The 22,774-nt window shown below is 64.5% G+C and carries 18 protein-coding genes; 13 read left to right on the forward strand and 5 right to left on the reverse strand.

What is annotated here, in order from left to right; all coding sequences use genetic code 11:
* Position 1: 1 nt before the first annotated feature.
* Positions 2-1,000, forward strand: a complete 999-nt coding sequence (locus BLT68_RS01585; protein ID WP_050694711.1) for a TerC/Alx family metal homeostasis membrane protein — start codon at positions 2-4, stop codon at positions 998-1,000.
* Positions 975-3,380 (forward strand): HAD-IC family P-type ATPase, encoded by a 2,406-nt coding sequence (locus tag BLT68_RS01590; RefSeq protein WP_131800058.1) that lies wholly within the window; start codon positions 975-977, stop codon positions 3,378-3,380. The genes BLT68_RS01585 and BLT68_RS01590 overlap by 26 nt, the downstream gene beginning before the upstream one ends.
* 59 nt (positions 3,381-3,439) lie before the next feature.
* On the opposite strand, the gene BLT68_RS01595 is transcribed toward BLT68_RS01590, so the two are convergent.
* Positions 3,440-3,721 (reverse strand): YciI family protein, encoded by a 282-nt coding sequence (locus tag BLT68_RS01595; protein WP_050694713.1) that lies wholly within the window; start codon positions 3,719-3,721, stop codon positions 3,440-3,442.
* A gap of 57 nt (positions 3,722-3,778) precedes the next feature.
* Here BLT68_RS01595 and uvrA point away from each other — a divergent pair, with 57 nt between their 5' ends.
* Both uvrA and BLT68_RS01605 read left to right on the forward strand, forming a co-directional pair.
* Complete coding sequence (uvrA, locus tag BLT68_RS01600; RefSeq protein ID WP_074632563.1) at positions 3,779-6,643, forward strand: excinuclease ABC subunit UvrA; 2,865 nt, start codon at positions 3,779-3,781, stop codon at positions 6,641-6,643.
* Positions 6,644-6,654: 11 nt separating this feature from the next.
* Positions 6,655-7,149, forward strand: a complete 495-nt coding sequence (locus tag BLT68_RS01605; protein ID WP_050694715.1) for a hypothetical protein — start codon at positions 6,655-6,657, stop codon at positions 7,147-7,149.
* 92 nt (positions 7,150-7,241) lie between these two features.
* On the opposite strand, the gene BLT68_RS01610 is transcribed toward BLT68_RS01605, so the two are convergent.
* The 3 genes from BLT68_RS01610 to glnA form a co-directional block, all read right to left on the reverse strand.
* The gene (locus tag BLT68_RS01610; RefSeq protein ID WP_050694716.1) at positions 7,242-9,158 is read right to left on the reverse strand and encodes an AMP-dependent synthetase/ligase; all 1,917 of its coding nucleotides are present in this window, start codon (positions 9,156-9,158) and stop codon (positions 7,242-7,244) included.
* Between the two features lie 32 nt (positions 9,159-9,190).
* Complete coding sequence (locus BLT68_RS01615; RefSeq protein ID WP_050694717.1) at positions 9,191-11,056, reverse strand: AMP-dependent synthetase/ligase; 1,866 nt, start codon at positions 11,054-11,056, stop codon at positions 9,191-9,193.
* A 116-nt stretch (positions 11,057-11,172) separates the two neighbouring features.
* Entirely contained in the window at positions 11,173-12,597 is a 1,425-nt protein-coding gene (gene glnA / locus BLT68_RS01620; RefSeq protein WP_050694718.1) for a type I glutamate--ammonia ligase, read from the reverse strand.
* Between the two features lie 187 nt (positions 12,598-12,784).
* Between glnA and uvrC the strand changes: the two genes are divergently transcribed.
* The 9 genes from uvrC (at position 12,785) to secG (ending at position 21,894) form a co-directional block, all read left to right on the forward strand.
* Complete coding sequence (gene uvrC / locus BLT68_RS01625) at positions 12,785-14,800, forward strand: excinuclease ABC subunit UvrC (RefSeq protein ID WP_050694719.1); 2,016 nt, start codon at positions 12,785-12,787, stop codon at positions 14,798-14,800.
* Positions 14,797-15,129: a hypothetical protein gene (locus BLT68_RS01630; protein WP_050694720.1), complete on the forward strand. Its 333-nt coding sequence runs from the start codon at positions 14,797-14,799 to the stop codon at positions 15,127-15,129. The genes uvrC and BLT68_RS01630 overlap by 4 nt, the downstream gene beginning before the upstream one ends.
* Positions 15,130-15,171: 42 nt before the next feature.
* Positions 15,172-16,167, forward strand: coding sequence for an RNase adapter RapZ (gene rapZ, locus BLT68_RS01635; protein ID WP_050694721.1), 996 nt, complete (start codon positions 15,172-15,174; stop codon positions 16,165-16,167).
* Entirely contained in the window at positions 16,167-17,171 is a 1,005-nt protein-coding gene (locus BLT68_RS01640; protein ID WP_050694722.1) for a gluconeogenesis factor YvcK family protein, read from the forward strand. Before rapZ ends, BLT68_RS01640 begins: the two co-directional genes overlap by 1 nt.
* Positions 17,172-17,217: 46 nt before the next feature.
* A complete protein-coding gene (gene whiA, locus BLT68_RS01645; protein WP_050694723.1) occupies positions 17,218-18,201 on the forward strand; it encodes a DNA-binding protein WhiA in 984 nt (327 codons plus the stop codon).
* Between the two features lie 204 nt (positions 18,202-18,405).
* On the forward strand, positions 18,406-19,413 hold the full coding sequence (gene gap, locus BLT68_RS01650) for a type I glyceraldehyde-3-phosphate dehydrogenase (RefSeq protein ID WP_050694724.1): 1,008 nt from the start codon (positions 18,406-18,408) through the stop codon (positions 19,411-19,413).
* Between the two features lie 103 nt (positions 19,414-19,516).
* A complete protein-coding gene (locus BLT68_RS01655) occupies positions 19,517-20,707 on the forward strand; it encodes a phosphoglycerate kinase (RefSeq protein WP_050694725.1) in 1,191 nt (396 codons plus the stop codon).
* Between the two features lie 3 nt (positions 20,708-20,710).
* Positions 20,711-21,487, forward strand: a complete 777-nt coding sequence (tpiA, locus tag BLT68_RS01660; protein WP_074632565.1) for a triose-phosphate isomerase — start codon at positions 20,711-20,713, stop codon at positions 21,485-21,487.
* Positions 21,488-21,648: 161 nt separating this feature from the next.
* The gene (secG, locus tag BLT68_RS01665; protein ID WP_050694727.1) at positions 21,649-21,894 is read left to right on the forward strand and encodes a preprotein translocase subunit SecG; all 246 of its coding nucleotides are present in this window, start codon (positions 21,649-21,651) and stop codon (positions 21,892-21,894) included.
* Between the two features lie 130 nt (positions 21,895-22,024).
* On the opposite strand, the gene pgl is transcribed toward secG, so the two are convergent.
* The gene (pgl, locus tag BLT68_RS01670) at positions 22,025-22,774 is read right to left on the reverse strand and encodes a 6-phosphogluconolactonase (protein WP_050694728.1); all 750 of its coding nucleotides are present in this window, start codon (positions 22,772-22,774) and stop codon (positions 22,025-22,027) included.

The raw sequence follows: 22,774 nt of genomic DNA on the forward strand, positions 1-22,774 counted from the left end.
TATGGTCATTCACCCGTGGGCCTGGGGCGTTCTCGCGCTGGTCGCGATCGGCCTGGTCGCACTCGACTTCCTTGGACACGCTCGTAACCCACACCCGCCCAGGGCATCCGAGGCCGCGCGGTGGACCGCGTTTTACGTGGGCCTGTCCGGCCTGTTTGGGGTCGGTGTCTGGCTGACCAACGGGTGGCTGTACGCCCAGGAATTCTACGCGGGATGGGCCATGGAATGGTCGCTGTCCATCGACAACCTCTTCGTCTTCATTCTTATCCTCAAGGCCTTCCGCGTTCCGCGCGATAATCAGCAAAAGGCGCTGCTCCTGGGCATCGTGATCGCGCTGCTGCTCAGGCTGGTCTTCATCCTCGCGGGGGCCGCGCTGGTGTCGAGTTTTTCCTGGGTGTTCTTCATCTTTGGCGTATGGCTGCTGTGGACCGCCTTCGTCCAGGTCAAGGAAACGGCGACGGGAGGGGAGGACGAAGAGGAATACCACGAGAATGCGTTCATCCGCCTCGTGCGCCGCATCCTGCCGGTGACGGATGGATTCATCGGAAACCGGATGATCTACCGCCACGGCGGACGCACCTACCTGACCCCGCTGTTCGTGGTCGTGCTTGCCCTGGGATCGGCGGACCTGATGTTCGCTTTTGATTCGATTCCCGCGATCTTTGGCATCACATCGCAGGCGTTCTTAGTGTTCGCGTGCAACGTCTTTGCACTGATGGGGCTGCGCCAGCTGTTCTTCCTCGTGGATGCTCTGCTCTGTAAGCTCGTCTACCTGGGTTATGGGCTGGGCGTGATTTTGAGCTTTATCGGCGTCAAGCTCATTCTTGAGGCGCTGCACGCAAACACCCTCCCGTTCATCAACGGTGGCCGGGGCGTGTCGTGGGTGCCCGTCATTTCTGTGTCAGTGTCGCTGGGGGTCATCGTGGTGACCCTCGTGGCGACTGTGGTTGCGTCGCTGATACGCAGCGCGATGAATGAGGGGGAAGCACGTGAGTGCTGATGTACATGCATCCGCCGAGAACGGCCTGAGCGCAGCTGAGGTCGCAGAGAGGGTCTCGCGCGGAGCGGTGAACCGGGTGAAGAGCAGGACGTCCCGCTCGGTGGCCTCCATCGTGCGTGAAAACGTGTTGACGCTGTTCAACGCGATCATCGTCGCGGCTTCCATCATCGTTTTGCTGTTCGGCGACGTGAGGGATGGGATCTTTGGCGGCGTGATGGTGATTAATGCCATCATCGGAATCGTCTCTGAACTTCGGGCCAAACGGACCTTGGATTCTCTGGCCATCGTGGATGCCCCTCAATCGACCGTGTTGCGCGATGGGACGGCGGTGGTGGTTCCTGCCCGTGATGTCGTGCTCGACGACGTCATCGAGCTGTCGCTGGGTGACCAGGTGAGCGTGGACGGCACGGTGCTGTCTTTCGCGGGCCTTGAGATTGACGAATCCCTGCTGACGGGGGAGTCACGCCCCGTGAAGAAAAGGGCGGGAGATCCGCTGCTCGCGGGGACCAGCGTGGTCGCTGGATCAGGACGCATGATAGCCACCGCTGTGGGTGAGCGTGCCTATGCCCAGGGCCTATCCGAGCAGGCCCGCGCCTTTACGCGCACAGCGTCCGAGATCCAGCTGTCGATCAACAGGGTCCTGCAGGTGGTATCTGTTCTGCTGGTGCCGATCGTCGTCCTGACCTTCTACTCGCAGAATCGGATTGCCGGTGGGGCGGGCGGCGATTGGCGCGAGGCCCTCGTCCTGTCCGTCGCCTCCGTGATCGGTATGATCCCTCAGGGCCTGGTGCTGCTCACGTCCATGAACTTCGCGATTGGGTCAGCGACCCTGGCACGTCGCGGGGTGCTCGTTCAGGAGCTGCCAGCTGTCGAGGTGCTTGCTCGCGTCGATTGCCTGTGCCTGGACAAAACCGGAACACTCACGACGGGCGGCATCCGCGTTCGCGGCGTCGAGGTCGTGGCTGGGGACGAGGAGACGGTGCGCCGTGCGCTCGCCAGCGTGGCGAGCGACAGGACGAACGCGACCGCGCAGGCGATCTGGGACCACCTGGATGGAAAGAGCCTCGCCGGAGCACAGGACCGGGCTGAGTGGAGCGTACCCTTCTCTTCGGCGCGCAAGTGGAGCGCCTGGGGCACGCAAACAGAATCCTGGATACTGGGGGCGCCAGAGATCGTCATCAACGAGTCCGCTGCTGGCAACGGAGACCTATTGGAGCGCGTGCGCGGCATCGCCAAGGGGGGCGCGCGTGTTGTCGCGCTCGTGCACGCCGACGCTCAAGTGATCGACGACCAGCTGCCCTGCCAGCGTGACGTCGCCGCGCTGATCACTTTAGAGGAAGACCTGCGGCCCGACGCCGCGCAGACGCTGGACTACTTCCGGTCCCAGGGAGTCCACGTGCGCGTGATCTCCGGGGATAACCCCACGACCGTGGGCGCGCTGGCGGCCCAGGCGGGCCTGACTGCGCCGGAAGGCAGCCCGGCTCGCCTGATGGACGCCCGCGATCTCCCAGAAGATCTCACCTCGCAAGCCTTTATCGACGCAATTGAGGCGCACGACGTTTTCGGGCGCGTCACCCCCGAGCAGAAGCGCGCGATGGTCGGCGCCCTGCAGGCACGCGATCACTGCGTCGCGATGACCGGCGACGGGGTGAACGATGCGTTGGCCCTGAAGGACGCGGATCTGGGTATCGCCATGGGCAACGGTACCCAGGCCACGAAGGCGGTCGCCCAGATTGTGCTGGTGGACTCGAAGTTCTCGGTGCTTCCGGGTGTCCTGTCCGAGGGGAGGCGCATCATCGCCAACATGGAGCGAGTGTCCTCGCTGTTCCTGGCCAAAACGACCTACGCCGCCGTCCTCGTGATCGTGACTGCGCTGGTCGGCTGGCGCTATCCGTTCCTGCCTCGCCAGTTCAGCTACATCGACTCCCTGACGATCGGTATCCCCGCGTTCTTCCTGGCACTGTGGCCAAACACCAGGAGGTACGTGCCCGGTTTCCTGAAGCGAACACTGTCCCTCGCGATGCCGACGGGCCTGGTCTTGTCAGCTGCCGCCCTGGTTGCCTTTGGCATTGTCGAAGGGCCGCCTCAGGCGCGCGAATCTACTGCGGCAATCCTGTCGCTGATGCTGGGCGCTATCTGGCTTTTGGTGATCACGTCACGCCCGCTGTCGCCCTGGAAGTGGGTGCTGCTCGCGAGCGTTACGACGGCGACCATCGGTGGGGTCATGATCTCGCCGGTCCGCGTTTTCTTCTCGATGGTGCTGCCCACCGGAGGCGAGTGGCTGGCGGTCGCCGGCGTTGGCGCGTGTGCGGCGGTTCTCATCGAGTGCGCGCAGCGCGTCTTCTACGCGCGGCAATTTGCCCGATCGCTTCGGGAATAGGCGCGCGGCGAGGTCGGGCCCCTGTGAAGCAGACGGCCCCAGCATCGTTCGCGGGGCGCTCAGAAAACGCGTATGACGGGGTTCCACTCGCGGATCAGGCGCGCCTGGATGACCTCGGCGACGTAGAAAGGATCTTCGTTGAGGATACGCTCGACGGCTTCCTGGTCCGGAGCGCTCACGAGGATGAGGGCTCCGGGGACCTCCCCGAGGAGCGGGCCCGACGCGATATTGACGCCCTGCTCAAGCAGGCCGGACAAGAAAGCGCGGTGGCGTGGACGGACCTCATCCATCGTCTCGGTCATGGTGGGGTTATAGACGTATTCGACTGCGTAGTATGCCATACCCGTAACAGTAGCCCTCATCCGCTGATTTTCCCAGGCGGCGGATAGTATCGAGGGGTGCATGACAAGCTAATCATCCAGGGTGCCCGCGAACACAACCTGAAGGACGTGAGTCTCGAGCTTCCCCGCGACTCCATGATCGTCTTCACGGGACTGTCGGGATCGGGGAAGTCCTCGCTGGCCTTCGACACGATTTTCGCCGAGGGACAGCGACGCTATGTCGAATCGCTGTCCTCGTACGCCCGCCAATTCCTGGGGCAAATGGATAAGCCCGACGTCGATTTCATCGAAGGCCTGTCACCCGCGGTGTCGATCGATCAGAAGTCGACGTCGCGCAACCCGCGCTCCACCGTGGGCACCATCACGGAGATTCACGATTACCTGCGACTGCTCTTCGCGCGCGCCGGCGTCGCGCACTGCCCGACATGCGGCGCCCGCATCCAGGCACAAACCCCGCAGCAGATCGTCGATCGCGTGCGAACGATGGAGGACGGGACGCGTTTCCAGGTGCTCTCACCCATCGTTCGTGGGCGCAAGGGCGAGTACCAGGACCTCATCGACGAGCTTCGATCGGACGGCTACACGCGTGCGATCATCGACGGCGAGGCAGTGCGCCTGGAGAACGCACCGAAGCTGGAGAAGAAGCTCAAACACACGATCGAGGTCGTTGTTGACCGCCTGGTGGTACGTGAGGGCGTGCGTCAGCGCCTGACGGACTCCGTTGAGACGGCGTTGCGTCTGTCCGATGGCCTCGTCGTTATCGATTGCGTTGATTTGGATGCAGACGATCCGGATCGCCGCCGCCGCTTCTCCGAAAAGCGCGCGTGCCCCAACGACCACCCGCTGGCCCTCGACGAGATCGAGCCGCGCACCTTCTCCTTCAACGCCCCCTACGGGGCGTGCCCGGATTGCGCGGGCTTGGGCTTCCGCCTGGAGGTGGATCCCGAGCTGGTCGTTCCCGACGAGGAACTCTCGCTGGCGGACGGGGCGGTCATCCCCTGGACAGCGAATAACAAGTACCACATGAAGCTGCTCGAATCCTTGTCCAAGGAGCTGGGCTTCGCGATGGGCACGCCGTGGAAGAACCTGCCGAAAAAGGTTAAGGACGCGATCCTGTACGGCAAGGACTACGAGGTGACCGTCAAGTTTCGCAACCGGTGGGGGCGCGAGCGATCCTATACGACGGGCTTCGAGGGCGCGATCAGCTACATTGAACGAAAGCGCAAGGAAACCGAGTCTGTAGCGGTCAGCGAGAAACTCGACTCCTACATGCGCGAGATCCCGTGCCCAACCTGTCTCGGTGCCCGCCTGAAGCCGGAGGTCCTGGCCGTGCACATCGGCGGCGTGTCGATCGCCGAGCTCTCCGACATGTCGATCGCGGACGCGCGCGCCTTCCTGGCCGACGTTGAGCTGGAGCAGCGCGCCCGCTCGATCGCCGCGCCCATCTTGACGGAAATCGAGGCGCGCCTGGCCTTCCTCGTGGACGTTGGGCTCACCTACCTGACCCTCTCGCGCGGCGCGGGCACCCTCTCGGGCGGCGAGGCGCAGCGCATTCGCCTGGCCACCCAGATCGGTTCCGGGCTGGTCGGTGTCCTCTACGTGCTGGACGAGCCGTCGATCGGCCTGCACCAGCGCGACAACCGCAAGCTCATCGCCACCCTGGAACGCCTGCGCGACCTCGGCAACACCCTCATCGTCGTGGAGCATGACGAGGAGACGATGGAGGCGGCAGACTGGATCGTCGACATCGGCCCCGGTGCGGGTGAAACCGGCGGGTGGGTGGTCCACTCCGGGCCGCTCTCGGAACTGATGGCGAATCGGAAGTCACTGACCGGGCAGTACCTGTGCGGCAAGCGCCGTATCGTCGTGCCACCGACCCGCCGCCCGATCGACGAGAAGCGCGTCGTGACCGTGAAGGGAGCTCGCGAGCACAACCTGAAGACCGTGGACGTGTCCTTCCCGCTCGGGGTCTTCACCGCCGTGACCGGCGTGTCCGGTTCGGGCAAATCGACGCTCGTCAACCAGATCCTGTACCGGACCCTGGCCTCGCGCCTCAACGGGGCGCGCACGGTGCCCGGACGCCATCGCACGATAACGGGGATCGAGCAGCTGGATAAGGTCGTGCACGTCGATCAGAGCCCGATTGGCCGCACCCCCAGGTCGAACCCGGCGACCTACACGGGCGTGTGGGACCAGATCCGTAAGCTCTTTGCCGAGACGCAGGAGGCAAAGGTGCGCGGGTACGGTCCGGGCCGCTTCTCCTTCAACGTCAAGGGTGGCCGCTGCGAATCCTGCAAGGGCGACGGCACCCTCAAGATCGAAATGAACTTCCTGCCAGACGTGTACGTGCCCTGCGAGGTCTGCCACGGGGCTCGCTACAACCGCGAGACCCTGGAGGTCGAGTACAAGGGAAAGACGGTCGCGGACGTGCTGGGCATGCCGATCGCCGAGGCCGCCGAGTTCTTTGCGCCTATCTCCCGCATCGCTCGGCACCTGAACACGCTGGTCGAGGTGGGCCTGGGGTACGTCAGGCTCGGCCAGAGCGCCACGACGCTGTCAGGCGGCGAGGCACAACGCGTGAAGCTCGCCTCCGAACTGCAGCGGCGCTCCACGGGGCGCACGGTCTACGTGTTGGATGAGCCGACGACGGGGTTGCACTCGGAGGATATCCGCAAGCTTTTGCTGGTGCTGCAGTCGCTGGCGGACAAGGGCAACACCGTCATCGTCATCGAGCACAACCTAGATGTCATCAAGAGCGCCGACTGGATCATCGACATGGGGCCGGAGGGCGGAGCCGGTGGCGGTTCGGTTGTCGCAGAGGGCACTCCCGAACAGGTGGCGCGGGTGGAGGATTCCTTTACCGGGCAGTACCTGGCCGAGGTGCTCGCGAAGGAAGCCGCGCGCGACGCAGCGGGTGCATAGCAGCGTCTAGGATGGGACTTATGCTTCCGGCATATCGGTATTTCGGACACACGTACTACTGGCCCACGTGGGTTCACCTCCTGGTTAACGCGCTCATTGGCGTTGCCGCTGCGCTGACGATCGCCGCTCTTATGGCTCGGGCGGCAAAACGATCGCGTGTCTTTGGTCTGTCCTGTGGTTTCGTCGCGGGTGTCGGGAACCTGAGCCTGTGCGTCCTCGTGCAGGCGGAGGCCCGACACACGTGGCAGCTGGGCATGGTTGGTGCGCTCTATACCGTTGCGGGCGTGTTCTTGCTGGTGACGCTCGCTTCCTTGTGGAGCGCCGGTTCGGATGGCTTCCTCTGGTCGCGTGCCTTCCACCTGTTTCTGCTGGCCGCGATGGTCATTGCCGGCATCATGGAGTTCGCCTGGCGCCTGACGTATTGGATTCCCCTGCCGGTGGCGGCAACCGCCGTCCTCCTTGCGGTTTTTTGCGCGTACATCGCGGGCAGGCGCGGTCGCGACTAGGCGCGCGCCCGCGGCGCACCCCGGCCTCGTCCGTGATGGGTGCGAGACCGGAGCCACTTCTGCGCGTCAGCGTTCCCTCGCGGGGGTGGGGATTACTCCTTGTCATTGGCTGTCTCGCCCGAGGCGTAGAGCGCGTCGACTTCGGACGCGAAGTCCGCTAAGACGCGGCTCCTCTTGAGCTTGAGCGAGGGGGTCATGTAGCCGTTCTCCACGGTGAACGCCGCGTTGACGATCCGGTATCGGCGGATCGACTCGGCGCGGGAGACCGCCCTATTGGCGCGCGCGATTGCTTTCTCCAGGGAGGCGCGAACCTCGGGCAGATCCGCCGCCTGCGCGGCGTCAACGACCGACAGACCGTGGCGGGTCAGCCACTCGGGCAGCATCTCGGTGTCCAGGGCGATAAGGGCACCGATGTAGGGGCGGCCCTCGCCCACGACGACAATGTTCGCGATGAGCGGGTGCGTCGATAAAGACTCTTCGAGGACCTCCGGCGACACGTTCTTACCGCCCGCGGTGACGATCAGTTCCTTCTTACGTCCCGTGATACGCAGGTGTCCGCGATCGTCGATCGATGCCAGGTCGCCCGTCTTAAACCAGCCATCAACAAAAGCGTCGGCGGTCGCCTCGGGCAGGTTGTGGTAGCCCTTGGACACGGAGATGCCCCGGACCAGGAGCTCGGAGTCGGCAGCGATCTTTAAGCGGTTGCCCGGCCAAGCGAAGCCGACCGAATCCGGGGGGAAATCCTGCGGAGTCTCCACAGAGACGGGTCCGGTCGTTTCGCTCAGGCCGTAGCCCTGCAGCAGGGTGATGCCCAGGCCGCGGTAGAAGTTCGCCAGGTCGACGGCCAAGGGGGCGCCGCCCGAGATGATCGTGTGCAGGTTGGGGCCCAGGATGGCACGGACCTTCGACAGTACCAGCGCGTCCGCGACGCGCCCGCGCAGCTTCAGCGCCGTCGACGGGCCGGGTGATGGCGTCGCCGAGGCGTCGGGAACGGGAGTCGTATCCGGCCCCGGCCCGGCCACAGCTGACTCGGGCAGGGGAGTGTCCGCGTAGGCGCTCGCTTGAGACAGCGCGCGCGCCTGCTTGGCCGCCCAGGAGAACAGACGTCCCTTCACGCCACCTCCAGCCTTCGCTGCGGCCGCGTTGTACACCTTCTCCATGACGCGGGGTACGACGAGGAGCATCGTTGGCTTGAAGCTCGCGATGTCGCTGACGAGGTTGCGGGTGTCCGGAGAGAACGCGACGACGCCCTGGCCGGCGAGAAGGCAGTACATGACGAAACGCGCCAGGACGTGGGCGACGGGCAGGAAAAGCAGGGAACGCGACTTCGGATCGTTGATGAGAAGCGGCAGGAAGTCATAGGCCTGGAGCATCGGCGAAATAAAGTTGCCATGCGTCAGGATGACCCCTTTGGGTTTCCCCGTGGTCCCAGAGGTGTAGATGATCGTTGCCTCGTCGCCGAGGCGGACGGCGTCGGTGCGGACGCGCACCTCGTCGACGGACACGCCCTGCGCCGCGCCGCTCAGCTCCCGCTCGGCGCCGCGATCGAGGGAGAGAATCTGGCGCACTCTCTCGGTTCGCACGGACTCGACCAGCTCGGCCTGCTGTGTGGTCGCCGTGATGACGATTCGCACGTCCGCGTCAGCCAGGATGTGGGCGATCTGGGCGGCAGAATCGGTCTCGTAGATCGGGACCGTGATCGCCCCGCAGGACAGGGCAGCGGCATCCATGAGAGCCCACTCGTAGGATGTCGGCGCCAGGATCGCCAGGTGTTCGCCGGCCTGCAGGCCGATACCGATGAGGCCGCGCGCGATGGAATCAACCTCCGCGAGGAACTCCTCCATCGTCACCCGGCGCCACGCCCCCACGTTCGAGCGTCGTTCGATCGCGACCTGACCGGGATGCGAGGCCGCGCGCTGGTGAAGCATCTTCGGTAGGTTCATGTCCTCGGTGGCCTCGCGCGTGGCGATTGACTCCCACGAGCCGTCGGCGAGCCTGCGTACCGTCATTCCAGTCCCTTCCCGGGGTTGTTCTATACCGTTCATTTCTTTTTGCCCAAGCCAAAGAAACGACGTTTCTTGGTCGGCTCCGCCGACACGGGCCCGCCGTACAACGCATCAACCTCAAAGGCGTAGTCCGCGAGCACCTTGCGGCGACGAAGCTTCATGGAGGGCGTCACGTAGCCGTTCTCTACGGTGAAAGTAGCGTCGATGATACGGAACTTACGAATTGACTCCGCACGAGAAACGACCCTGTTGGCGCGTTCGACGGCCCTCTCCAGGGAATCGCGGACCTGCGGAAGGGCAGCGGCCTCGGTGGGAGAATACGTGGGGAGCCCATGCTTGGACAGCCAGGTGGGCAGCATGTCGGCATCGAGGGTGAAAAGGGCACCGACGTAGGGGCGCTGGTCGCCGACGACGATCACGTTCGCGATGAGCGGGTGAGTGGCCAGGGCATCCTCCAGGACCTCCGGTGAGACGTTCTTGCCTCCCGCTGTGACGATAAGCTCCTTCTTACGGCCCGTGATGGTCAGCTGGCCCCTGCGGTCGATGGAGCCGAGGTCGCCTGTGTGGAACCAGGTACCGTCGGTCATGACCTCGGCCGTCTGCTCGGGTAGGTGATAGTAGCCCGGCATGACGGACTGGCCGCGCACCAGGATCTCGCCATCCTTCGCGATCTTGATAAAGTTGCCCGGCAGGGGGAGTCCGACCGTTCCGACCGGGTTCTTGCCGATGTGCTGGACTGCGATCGGTCCCGTGGTCTCGCTCAGGCCGTAGCCCTGCAGCAGGGTGAAGCCCATGCCGGAGTAAAAGTGCGCGAGGTCGGTGGCCAGCGGAGCGCCACCCGAGACGATATAGCGCAGGTTGGGGCCCAGGATCGAGCGGATCTTCTTCAGCACCAGGGCATCCGCCAGTCCGTGGCGCATCCTCTTGATGGGACCTGGCCCAAAAGCCTTCTCGGAGGCAAGAGAGTAGGAGCGCGCCTGCTTGGCACTCCACGCAAAGACACGGCCCCTGAGGCCGCCACCGGCCTTGGCGCTGGCGGCGTTGTAGACCTTTTCAAGGACGCGGGGCACGACGAGCAGAACCGATGGCTGGAACGCCTGGATGTCGGGCAGCAGGTTCTTGATGTTGGGGGAGAATCCGAGCACGCCCTGGCCGGAGAGAGCGACGTGCATGACCAGGCGGGCCAGGACGTGGGCGACGGGCAGGAAGAGCAGGAGCCGCGTTGACGGGGAATCAATGACGTTTCCGAGAATCTGGCGTGCGCCTTGCGCGGTCGCGATAAAGTTCGCGTGCGTCAGGGCGACGCCCTTCGGGGTGCCCGTCGTGCCCGAGGTGTAGATGATGGTCGCTACGTCACGAGAGGCGATTGTGGCCCGACGGCGCTGCACGTCCTCGATCGTGACATCGGCGGCGGCGCGCGCGACCTTTCGCAGGGCGCCGCGGTCGAAGGAATCCACGGAGATCGTGCAGGATGGGGTGACCGTTCGTACCAGCTCAGCCTGCTGGGTCGTAGCCGTAAAGACGCGGGTGACGTGGGCGTCGGTCAGGATATGTTCGATCTGCGCGGCCGAGTCAGATTCGTAGATGGGAACAGTGATCGCACCGATCGACAGGAGGGCGAGGTCCAGCAGCAGCCACTCGTACGAGGTTGGGGCCAGGATCGCGACGGCGTGACCTGATTCGATTCCCAGTCCGATGAGCCCACAGGCCGTGTACTCGACCTGGCGCTGTAGCTCGGCAGCGGTCAGGTGGCGCGCCGCGCCGACGGAGGAGCGCTGTTCGACGGCCACCTGGTCGGGGTGGGCGAGGGCCCGCTGTATCAGCATGTCGGGGACGATGTCGTGGTCGCCCACCGTGTATGTCGGCTTTATCGTGTAGGAGCCGTCGCGCATACGCTTCATCGTGTCCCTCCGGGTGTCGGTTCAAAGACTGAACAACAGATTCGATGCGAGTCTATCCGCTACGAGGCGACCCCTGTCCCGCAAAAGGGGTGAGGGTGGCTGAAGTGACGACTAGATCACAGGTCGTAGTAGAGCTGGTACTCGTAGGGGTGCGGGTAGGCGCGCATAGGGGCCACCTCGTTATTTTCCTTGTAGTCCAGCCAGGTGTCGATGAGGTCCTGGGTGAAGACGTCACCCTCGGTGAGAAACTCGTAATCCTCGCGCAGCGCGTCGAGGGCGCCCTCAAGCGAGCTGGGCAGTTTCGCGATGTCCTGGTACTCGGCCGGAGGCAGCTCGTAGAGATCCTTGTCGATCGGCGCTGCCGGCTCGATGCGGTGCTTAATGCCGTCGATGCCCGCCATGAGGCATGCGGAGAAGGCCAGGTAAGGATTGGCGCTCGGGTCGGGAACTCGGTACTCAACCCGTTTGGCCTTCGGTGACGTCCCGGTCACGGGAATGCGGATGCACGCGGAACGGTTGCGAGCGGAATAAACCAGGTTGATTGGCGCCTCGAAGCCGGGAACCAGGCGGCGGAAAGAGTTCACCGACGGGTTCGTGAAGGCCAGCAGGGCTGGGGCGTGTTCCAGCAGTCCGCCGATGAACCAGCGGGCAGTGTCCGAGAGAGAACCGTAGCCGCGTTCATCGTAAAACAGCGGCTCGCCGTTCTTCCACAGCGAGATGTGCGTATGCATGCCGGAGCCGTTGTCGCCGAACAGGGGCTTGGGCATGAAGGTCGCCGAGTGGCCAAATTCCAGGGCCGCATTCTTGATGACGTACTTGAACTTCATCATGTCGTCGGCCGCGGTCTGCAGGGTCGCGAAGCGGTAGTTGATCTCCTGCTGCCCGCCCGAGCCGACCTCATGGTGTGCGCGCTCGACCATCAGGCCGACCTGCTTGAGCAGGCGGCTCATCTCGTCGCGCACGTCGGCGTACTTGTCGGCGGGGGAGACGGGGAAATAACCACCCTTGATGGGGACCTTGTAACCCGTGTTGCCTCCCTCTTCCATGCGGCCCGTGTTCCAATAGGCCTCGGGAGAGTCAACGGAGAAGAACGTGTTGTGTGGGGCGACCTGGTAGCGCACGTCGTCGAAGAGGTAGAACTCGGCTTCGGCCCCAATGAAGCACTGGTCGGCGATTCCGGTCGAGCGCAGGTAGGCTTCGGCCTTCGCGGCGACCTGACGGGGATCTCGTGAGAATGGTTCGTCGGTGAAGGGGTCGACGATCGAGAAGTTGACGACGAGGGTTGAGCGTTTGCGGAAGGGGTCGACGAAGGCCGAGGCAATATCGGGAACGAGTTTCATGTCGGACTCGTGGATGGCGGTAAAACCGCGTACCGAAGAGCCGTCGAACATGAGGCCGTTGGAGGCGGCGGCGTCCAAAAATTCGCTCACGGGAATCGTAAAATGCTGCTGAACACCGGGGACGTCGCAAAAACGGACGTCGACGAGTTCAATGTTCTGTTCGGAGATAAAGTCTGCGACCTCTTGGGTGGAGGTGAACATGAACGTCCTTCTTTGTGCAGTGGTGATAACTCATCGGTCAAGAACGGGTCAATTCGTGGCCAAGGTCAGTATATGCCTACGGGCGTCGTCGCCGGGATGCGGTTTCGTCCTATAGGGGTTTCATGACATATTGCACGCACTCAGTGAGTGTTGGGCACGACCGAGCGGGGCCTCGTACCCTGAGAGAGTGCCAGATCCTTTAACGTACCGCCCCCGTACGGGAGACATCCCGACCTCTCCGGGCGTCTATCGCTTTTCGGATCCTTGCGGCCGAGTCATTTACGTTGGCAAGGCCAAGAACCTGCGAAACCGGCTGACGAGCTACTTCCAGGACCTAGCGAACCTGCACCCGCGCACCCAGCAGATGGTGACGAGTGCGGGCGCCGTGCAGTGGACCGTCGTTCGCTCCGAGGTCGAGGCGCTCACGCTCGAGTTCACATGGATCAAAGAATTCAATCCGCGCTTCAACGTCATATTTAAAGACGATAAATCCTACCCCTATTTGGCTGTGTCGATGGGGGAGTCTTTCCCGCGAGTCCAGGTGACTCGCGAACGCAAGCGCGCGGGTTCGCGCTACTTCGGCCCCTACACGCAGGTGTGGGCGATCCGGGAGACGATTGACCAGCTGATGCGTGTCTTTCCGATGCGATCATGTTCGACGGGGGTGTTTGTGCGGGCGAAGGCGCAGGGGCGCCCGTGCCTGCTGGGCTACATCGACAAGTGCTCGGCGCCGTGCGTCGGACGCATCTCGGCGCAGGATCACCGGGAGTTGGCCGAGGGGTTGTGTCAGTTTATGGAGGGGCGAACGGGTCCGGTGATCCGTGACTTGGAGGCCCAGATGCGCGCGGCGTCGGCTGAGCTCGACTTTGAGCGTGCCGCGAAGCTACGGGATGACGTGATTGCCCTGCGAACTGTGCTTGAGCGTAACGTCGTTGTTCTGGACGACGGCGCGGACGCGGATGTGTTTTCCCTGGTGAGCGATGAGCTGGACGCAGCCGTCCACGTGTTCCATGTGCGCGGCGGGCGTATCCGGGGCACGCGAGGATGGGTGATTGAACGCGTGGACGAGGCCGACGACGCGGCCCTCATGTCGCGACTGCTGGAGCAGGTGTACTCCTTAGCCTCGGGTAGTCAGCCCGAGGCCGGGAAAGCGGAGAAGGTGGCAGCCGTCAGCGTGGACGACGTGGCCCATACCCCCACTTCCGCTGTGCCTCGGGAGGTGCTGGTCTCTGTTGATCCACAGGAGAAGGAACTCATCGCACGGTGGTTGGGACAGCTGCGCGGCGCTTCCGTGGCGGTTCGCGTTCCCAGGCGGGGACCGAAGGCTCAACTCATGGACACCGTCACGGAGAACGCTCGCCAGGCGTTGACCCTGCACCGCACGAAGAGAGCCGGGGACATTACCGCCCGCTCACAGGCCCTCGAACAGCTGGCGGAGAGTCTCAATCTGCCGGGAGCGCCGCTGCGTATCGAGTGCTACGACGTGTCGCATACGGGGGGTGAGAACCAGGTCGCTTCGATGGTCGTCTTCGAGGACGGCATGCCGCGCAAGGACGCGTACCGTACCTACAACATTCGCGGCCAGGACGGCACGGGAACCCCCGACGACACGAGCGCGATGAGCGAGGTTTTAACGAGACGCTTTAGCCGCCTTCTCGCCGAGGAAGCGGGCCTTGAGGGGGAGGACGAAGACGGAGTCCCCTACGCCTCGGGCCCCATCGAAGCGGCGACGGGACGCCCCAAGCGATTCTCTTACCGACCCGACCTGGTCGTCGTCGACGGCGGTCTTCCCCAGGTGAACGCCGCCCGGTCTGCGCTCGACGCCGTGGGCGCGGATGTGGCGGTCGTCGGGCTGGCCAAACGCCTTGAAGAGGTGTGGATTCCCGGAGACGAATTCCCCCTGATCCTACCGCGTACCTCCGAGGCCCTCTATCTGCTGCAGTACCTGCGCGACGAATCGCACCGATTCGCGATCACCAAGCATCGTAAGCGTCGTTCGCGGGCGACGCGCCGTTCCGTCCTGGACTCCATCCCGGGGGTTGGACCGGCGCGACAGGCCGCGTTGCTGAAACACTTCGGCTCCGTGAAGCGCCTGCGTGAGGCAACGCCCGAGCAGATTGCGCAAGTCGCGGGCGTGGGAGTCCTCCTGGCCCAGCTGATCCACGATAGGCTACACACATCGTTGAGGGAGGAAACACCATGACAGCGACGCTACCAACGGCGCTGCCCGCGCGTGTCCTGTTGCTGGGTTCCGGAGAACTCGGCGAGGAACCGGGCATCGCCCTCAGGCGCTGCGGCGTCACCGTCATTGCGTGCGACTCCTGCCCGAATGCCTCCGCGATGCAGGTCGCGGATTCTGCCCGTGTCTGTGACATGCGCGGCCCGCAGACCTCTCGCGACGTCCTCGACGACATCGACATTAACCCGATCGTCCCCGGGGTCGAGGCAATCGTCACCGAGACGCTGATCGCGGCCGAGGAGCGCGGGAGGACACGAGGACATATGGGACCCCTCGCTGCGCCCGCCGCATAAGCCAGCCCACCACCCGCTCACACAATCCGCCAGGAGGACACCATGCCCGACCACGCACCCAACGATGCGCGCGGCACAGTCGATGCCGCGGCCACGTCAATGGACGACGAGAATCCCCCCACCTTCCCCGAGGGCATCCCCGCGCGCGACATCGTTGCGGCGAAACACGAACCTCGAGCATCCAACGAAGTCCTCATTATCACCGGCTACTCGGGCGCCGGCAGAACGGGCGCGGCGCGCGCACTGGAGGATCTCGATTGGTACGTCGTCGATAACCTGCCGCCGACGATGTTGCCAGCCCTCGTGGGCATGATGTCGAATGATCCGGCCGTCGGCGTCCATCGCCTGGCTGTTGGAGTGGACGTGCGCTCACGCACGTTTTTCGCGAACCTGTCCTCGACGCTTGACCAGCTAAAGATGGCCGGGATCGCCTACCGCGTGCTCTTCCTCGAGGCCGATGCTCAAACCCTTGTCCGGCGCTACGAGTCGAACCGTCGCCCACACCCCCTCCAGGGGAAGGGAACCCTCATGGACGGCATCAAGGCCGAGGAACGCTTGCTCGCCCCCCTGCGTCGCAGCGCAGACGAGGTCATCGACACTTCGGATATGAGCGTCCATGACCTGACCCGCAGGATTCGCGACATCGTCGCGGGCAAGGAGCGGCTCCTTCAGGTCACCGTCGAGTCCTTCGGGTTCAAGCACGGGCTTCCCCTGGACGCGGACCACGTGGTGGACGTGCGCTTCTTGAAGAACCCGTACTGGGTGGACGAGCTGCGACACCTGACCGGAAGAGATCAGGCCGTCGCCGACTACGTCCTGTCCCAGCCGGGGGCGCGGGACTTCGCGCTGGGATATGCCGATCTACTGGCTCCCATGCTGGCCGGGTATCTGGCAGAATTGAAACCATTCGTCACGATCGCCGTCGGCTGCACGGGCGGTAAACACCGTTCCGTTGCCTGCTCCGAGGCCATCGCTGAACGCCTGCGCACACACGGACATACGGTTCGAGTGATGCACCGTGACATTGGGAGAGACTGATGCCCTATCTTGATGCAGCCGGCTGGGTTCAACGAGGAGAATCCGGCCAGTCCATCGTCGCCCTCGGCGGTGGTCATGGCCTGTCCGCGACACTGCGGGCGTTGCGCCACATCACCCACGCCCTGACCGCCGTGGTGACCGTCGCCGATGACGGGGGCAGTTCCGGTCGGCTCCGGCAAGAGATGCCGATCCTGCCTCCCGGCGACCTGCGCATGGCCCTGGCATCCCTATGTGAGGAATCCGAATGGGGGCTTACATGGCGCGATGTCATGCAGCTGCGCCTAGATACCACGGGTCCCCTCAACGGTCATGCGCTCGGTAATCTGCTCATCTCAGGACTCTGGCAGCTCCTCGATGATCCCGTTGAGGGACTCGACTGGGTTGGGCGGCTACTGGGCGCCCAGGGACGCGTCCTGCCCATGTCGGCGACGCCCATTGACATCGAAGCCGACATGTTGGACGGCGAGCGCCGATACGTTGTCTCCGGGCAATCCAAGGTAGCCGTGGCGCCCGGCACCGTCGAACACGTGCGTATCACCCCTAAAGCTCCCGATGTGCCCAGCGCGGTCATAGAGGCGATCTCCGAAGCCGACTGGGTCGTCCTCGGCCCCGGATCGTGGTACACCTCTGTCATCCCGCATCTGCTGGTGCCTCACATCAATCGCGCGCTCGCGACGACCGACGCGCACCGCGCGCTCGTGCTCAACCTCGCGCGCCAGCGCGGCGAAACGGATCTCATGTCGACGGCGGACCATGTGCGGGTCCTCCGCGAGTATGCCCCCATGCTCAAGCTAGACGTCGTCGTCGCGGACCCCACCGCCTGCGACGATATCGATGACCTCATCGTGGCTGCTGAGGAGCTCGGGGCCAGGGTCCTGCTGCGACAGGTGCGCACCGGGGACGGGGCGCCCCACCACGACCCCCTCCGTCTTGCGGCGGCGCTGCGTGACGCGTTCGACGGCTTCCTTGGCGAGGTTGGCCAGCCCGAAACGTGGTTACCCTAGAACCTGTTGCCCGCCGATTCACGACATCACACCGTAGGGGGAATCCGTGTCCCTGACATCAGACATGAAGGACGAACTCGCGCGCGCCGTCATCACCACCCCGTCCGAGGTGGCCGCCGAGGTGAGCGCGACGCTGCGTTTCGCCGGTGGATTGCACCTCGTCGGCGGGAGGATCCTCGTCGAAGCAGAACTCGACTCGCCCGTCGCTGCGCGGCGACTGCGTACCTATCTCCAGGCCCTGTTCAACGCGGACTCGTCGGTTGTCGTCGTATCCGGGTCCTCCCTGCGCCGAGGCAAGCGATACGTCGTGCGCGTTGTCCACAAAGCCGATGAGCTCGCTAGGCTCACCGGCCTGGTCGACTCGCTTCGCCGTCCCGTACGCGGCCTGCCTCCCGTTCTGGTTGCTTCGGGCACCGCCGAGGCGGCGGCGATCTGGCGAGGCGCTTTCCTCGCGCGCGGCTCCCTCATGGAACCTGGGCGTTCCTCCTCTCTCGAGATCACCTGCCCGGGGCCCGAGGTTGCCCTGGCGATGGTCGGATGCGCGCGTAAGCTCGGCGCCGCAGCACGTTCGAAGGAGGTGCGTGGCACCGACCGCGTGTCCGTGCGCGACTCGGATGCGATCGGCACGTTGATCTCTGCAATGGGTGCACCGACGACCTTCGAGGCGTGGCAGGAGCGCCGCGAACGACGCGAAGCGCGCGGCAGCGCCAATCGGCTGGCGAACTTCGACGACGCTAACCTGCGACGTTCGGCGCGGGCTGCCGTCGCAGCGGGCGCGCGCGTCGAGCGCGCTTTTGAGATCCTGGGTGACGACGTGCCGACGCACCTGCTCGAAGCGGGCACGCTGCGTCTGCAGTACAAGCAGGCATCCCTTGAGGAACTGGGTAAGCACACGAACCCGCCGCTGACAAAGGATGCCGTCGCGGGACGCATTCGACGGCTGCTCGCGCTCGCCGACAAGGTTGCGCACGAACGCGGGATCCCCGATACCGAATCCGCCCTCACGCTCGACATGCTCGACGAGGACTGAGGTCCTTAGTTCGGCGTTATTCGTCGCGTTTTAAACGAGAATTACCCCACGCGCGAATTCTGAAATTGGGGTGTGACAGAATCCGCTTCCGGGTGTAAATTAGGGACTGCTGGAACCGCAGACATCTGCGGGCCGGGCTGGCAACCCGCGAGCCCGGTTGCATCGAAGAGCGTGTCCCGTGTGGGCACGAGCAGGAGGAACATAGTGACCACCCGCGTTGGCATCAACGGCTTCGGCCGCATCGGCCGCAACTTCTTCCGCGCTGCTATCGAGCAGGGCGCGGATATCGAGATCGTTGCCGTGAACGACCTGACCGACAACAAGACCCTCGCTCACCTGCTGAAGTACGACTCCATCAAGGGTCGTTTCCAGGGTGAGGTTTCCTACGACGACGAGGGAATCATCGTCGACGGCAAGCACATCAAGGTGCTCGCGCAGCGTAATCCCGCGGACCTGCCTTGGGGCGAGCTCGGCGTTGAGGTCGTTGTCGAGTCCACCGGCTTCTTCACCGATGGCGAGAAGGCCAAGGCTCACCTGGAGGGTGGCGCCAAGAAGGTCGTTATCTCCGCCCCCGGGAAGAACGTTGACGGCACCTTCGTCATGGGCGTTAACGAGGACAAGTACGACAACGCGACGATGAACATCGTGTCGAACGCGTCCTGCACCACCAACTGCCTCGCCCCCCTGGCCAAGGTTCTCGAAGAGAACTTCGGCATTGAGCGCGGCATCATGACGACGATCCACTCCTACACCGGTGACCAGCGCGTCCTCGACGCCCCCCACGGGGACCTTCGTCGCGCTCGCGCCGCCGCCCTGAACATGATCCCCACCAAGACCGGTGCCGCCCAGGCCGTCGCCCTGGTCCTGCCCGAGCTTGAGGGCAAGTTCGACGGTTTGGCCGTCCGCGTTCCGACCCCCACCGGCTCTCTCACTGACCTCACCTTCATCGCGAAGAAGGAGGTCTCCGTCGAGGCCGTCAAGGCCGCCGTCAAGGCCGCCGCCGAGGGTGAGCTCAAGGGTGTTCTGGAGTACACCGAGGATCCGATCGTCTCCACCGATATCATGGGCGATCCGCACACCTCGATCTTCGATGCCAACGAGACCAAGGTCATCGGCAACCTCGTCAAGGTCCTGTCCTGGTACGACAACGAGTGGGGCTACTCGAACGCTCTCGTTCGCCTCACCGCTCTCATCGGTTCCAAGCTCGCCTGAGCTGCTGACAACCCAGCCATGAGCTGATCAGCGAGATGCCCGTGCACGAGGGTGCACGGGCATCTCGTCTGTCGCCAACGTCTTCGATCGAAAGGACCCTCTCATGAGGACCATCTCCACCCTGGGCGACCTGCGCGGCAAGCGCGTCCTGGTTCGCTCCGACTTTAACGTTCCGCTCAAGGACGGCGCCATCACCGACGACGGTCGCATCCGCGCCGCCCTGCCTACCCTCACGACCCTCACCAACGCCGGCGCGAAGGTCGTTATCCTCGCACACCTCGGTCGGCCCAAGGGCCAGGTCGATCCGGCGTTCTCGCTGGCCCCCGTCGCGACGCGCCTCGCCGAGCTCTCCGGAGTCAAGGTGACGCTGGCCGCCGATACCGTTGGCCCCTCCGCAACCGAGACCGTCGCAGCCCTCGGCGAGGGCGAGATCGCGCTGCTTGAGAATGTCCGCTACGACGCTCGCGAGACCTCCAAGGTCGACGACGAGCGCGCGGAACTGGCCCGTGAGTACGCCAAGCTCGGCGATGCCTTCGTCTCTGACGGCTTCGGCGTCGTCCACCGCAAGCAGGCTTCCGTGTACGACATCGCGAAGCTTCTGCCCTCCGCTGCCGGCCTCCTCGTTCTCAAGGAAATCGAGTCCCTGTCCAAGGTCACCGGCGATCCCGAGCGTCCCTACGGGGTCGTCCTCGGTGGCTCCAAGGTTTCCGACAAGCTCGGCGTCATCGCCAACCTTTTGAAGAAGGCCGACATGCTCTTCATCGGCGGGGGCATGGCCTTCACCTTCCTTGCCGCCCAGGGGTACTCCGTCGGCAAGTCCCTCCTCGAGGAAGACCAGATCGACACGGTCAAGGGCTACATCGCTGAGGCCGCCGAGCGCGGCGTTGACCTGGTGCTGCCCGTTGACGTGGTCGTCGCTCCCGAGTTTGCGGCCGACGCTCCGGCCACCGTCGTGACGGTCGACACGATTCCCGATGACCAGATGGGTCTCGACATCGGCCCCGAGTCGGGCAAGCTGTTCGCCGATAAGATCGCCACCGCAAAGACCGTGGCCTGGAACGGCCCCATGGGAGTCTTCGAGTTCGATGCTTTCGCCGGTGGCACCCGCGCCGTCGCCGCAGCCCTCTCGACGGGCGCCATGTTCTCCGTCATCGGCGGCGGGGACTCCGCCGCAGCCGTGCGCCTGCTTGGCTTCGACGAGTCCACCTTCTCCCACATTTCCACTGGTGGCGGTGCTTCCCTCGAGCTCCTCGAGGGCAAGGTGCTGCCCGGTATCGCAGTTCTGGAGGACTGACTCATGGCACGTACCCCCCTCATGGCCGGTAACTGGAAGATGAACCTCGATCACCTCGAGGCCAACCACCTCGTCCAAGGCCTGGCAATGGCCCTGTCCGACGCGGGTCACGACTACTCCAAGTGCGAGGTCCTGGTTATCCCCCCCTTCACGGACATCCGCACCGTCCAGACGATCGTTGACGCCGACGAGCTCGGCATCAAGTACGGCGCTCAGGACGTTTCCGTCCACGACAATGGCGCCTTTACCGGCGAGATCTCTACCGACATGCTCACCAAGCTCGGCTGCGCGTACGTCGTGATGGGTCACTCCGAGCGCCGCGAATACCACAGCGAGTCCGACGAACTGGTTGGCGCCAAGGCCCGCAAGGTCTTCGACGCGGGCATGACGCCCATCCTGTGCTGTGGCGAGGCCCTCGAGGTTCGCAAGGCTGGAACCTACGTCGAGTTCGTGCTCGGCCAGATTCGCGCCGCCCTCGCCGGGTGGAAGGCCGAAGAGGTCGCCAAGATCGTCATCGCCTACGAGCCCATCTGGGCAATCGGCACCGGCGAGACCGCGTCCGCCGAGGACGCGCAGGAGGTCTGCGGAGCCATCCGCGCCGCCCTCGCGAAGGACTTCGGCAGCGAGACCGCGGAGGCCACGCGCATTCTTTACGGCGGCTCCGCCAAGCCCGGCAACATCAAGGAACTCATGGCGCAGCCCGACGTCGACGGCGGTCTCGTCGGCGGCGCGTCCCTCAAGGCCGACTCTTTCGCCGCCATGGCGACCTTCTACGCCTGAGATGCAATGACGCGCGGATCCGTCTCCTCGGATGACGGGGGCGGAGCGGACGCGAGGTGGGGCCAACCGGTGTGCCGGTTGGCCCCACCGGCATTCTCGGTTAAAATGAAACCGTGTGTGCTCCGGTACGGAGCGAAACTGCGATAGAAGTTGGATTCACCGTGACCATTTTGAACAACGTGCTGATCGTGCTGATCTTTTTGACCAGCATCCTGCTGACCCTCACTGTCCTCATGCACAAGGGACAAGGTGGCGGCCTATCGGACATGTTTGGTGGCGGCATTTCCTCTTCTGCGGGTTCATCCGGCGTGGCCGAGCGCAACCTGAACCGCATTACGCTGGGCACCCTGCTCATCTGGCTGGTGTGCATCATCGGATACGCGCTCCTGGCCAAGTTCGGCGGCTGACTGCCTCGGACGATACCGCCTCGTGGCTCCCCACTCACGTGTGGGGAGCCATTTTGGTGGCGCCCACGGGCGGTGCGAACGATCCTCGCATAGTCGGCAAAGACAGCATCTGCGCCGGCAACCACCGGCATCACAGCAGCGCCGGATCGATGTGGGCCGCAGCGGCCTCGTCGAGGTAGACGCGCGTCGTGGGGGAGAGGACGGCGGCAACGGGCAGGTCGCGAGGCGATGCTCCCGCGAAGGCACGTCCCAGTGCGTCGGCCTTGGCGGCTCCGGTCGTGACCAGCCACACCTCGCGGCAGCGGCGCATGACGGGCATGGAAACGGTGATGCGCTCGGGAGGGGGCTTGGGCGAATGGCGGACGGCCAGGACGGGGGAGGAGGCGTTTAAATCGACGCGTCCGGGGAACAGTGAACAGATGTGCCCGTCGGGACCCATGCCGATCAGGGCGATGTCGAAGGATTCCTCACCCATCAGCTTCGTCCACGTCGCGCCATAGGCTGCTGTTGCATCATCCAGAGATCCGGCGCCCGGGGCGCTTTGGTCCGAGGTCGGCATGTGAACAAACTCGACGCCCGTTGCCGCGTGGAAAAATCCGTCCCAGGCTTGGTCGTCGTTGCGCTCCGGGTCGCCCGCGGGAACGTAGCGTTCATCCACCAACCACACGCGCACGCGAGACCAATCGACGTCGCCGATGCGCGGGAGCAGCGACGGCAGGACGGAGGTGGTGATGCCGCCCCCGGAGATCGCGAGGTTGATCCTGTTGCCCGGCCCCGCCTCGTCAACCAGCTCACGTAGTCGGTGAAGAAACGCCCGCCCGACGGCTTCGTTCAGCTCCCGCGTGCTCTCACGCACTGCGAGCGTGTGGATCTGCGGCAT

This window comes from Schaalia meyeri (assembly GCF_900105015.1).
GTDB lineage: Bacteria > Actinomycetota > Actinomycetes > Actinomycetales > Actinomycetaceae > Pauljensenia > Pauljensenia meyeri.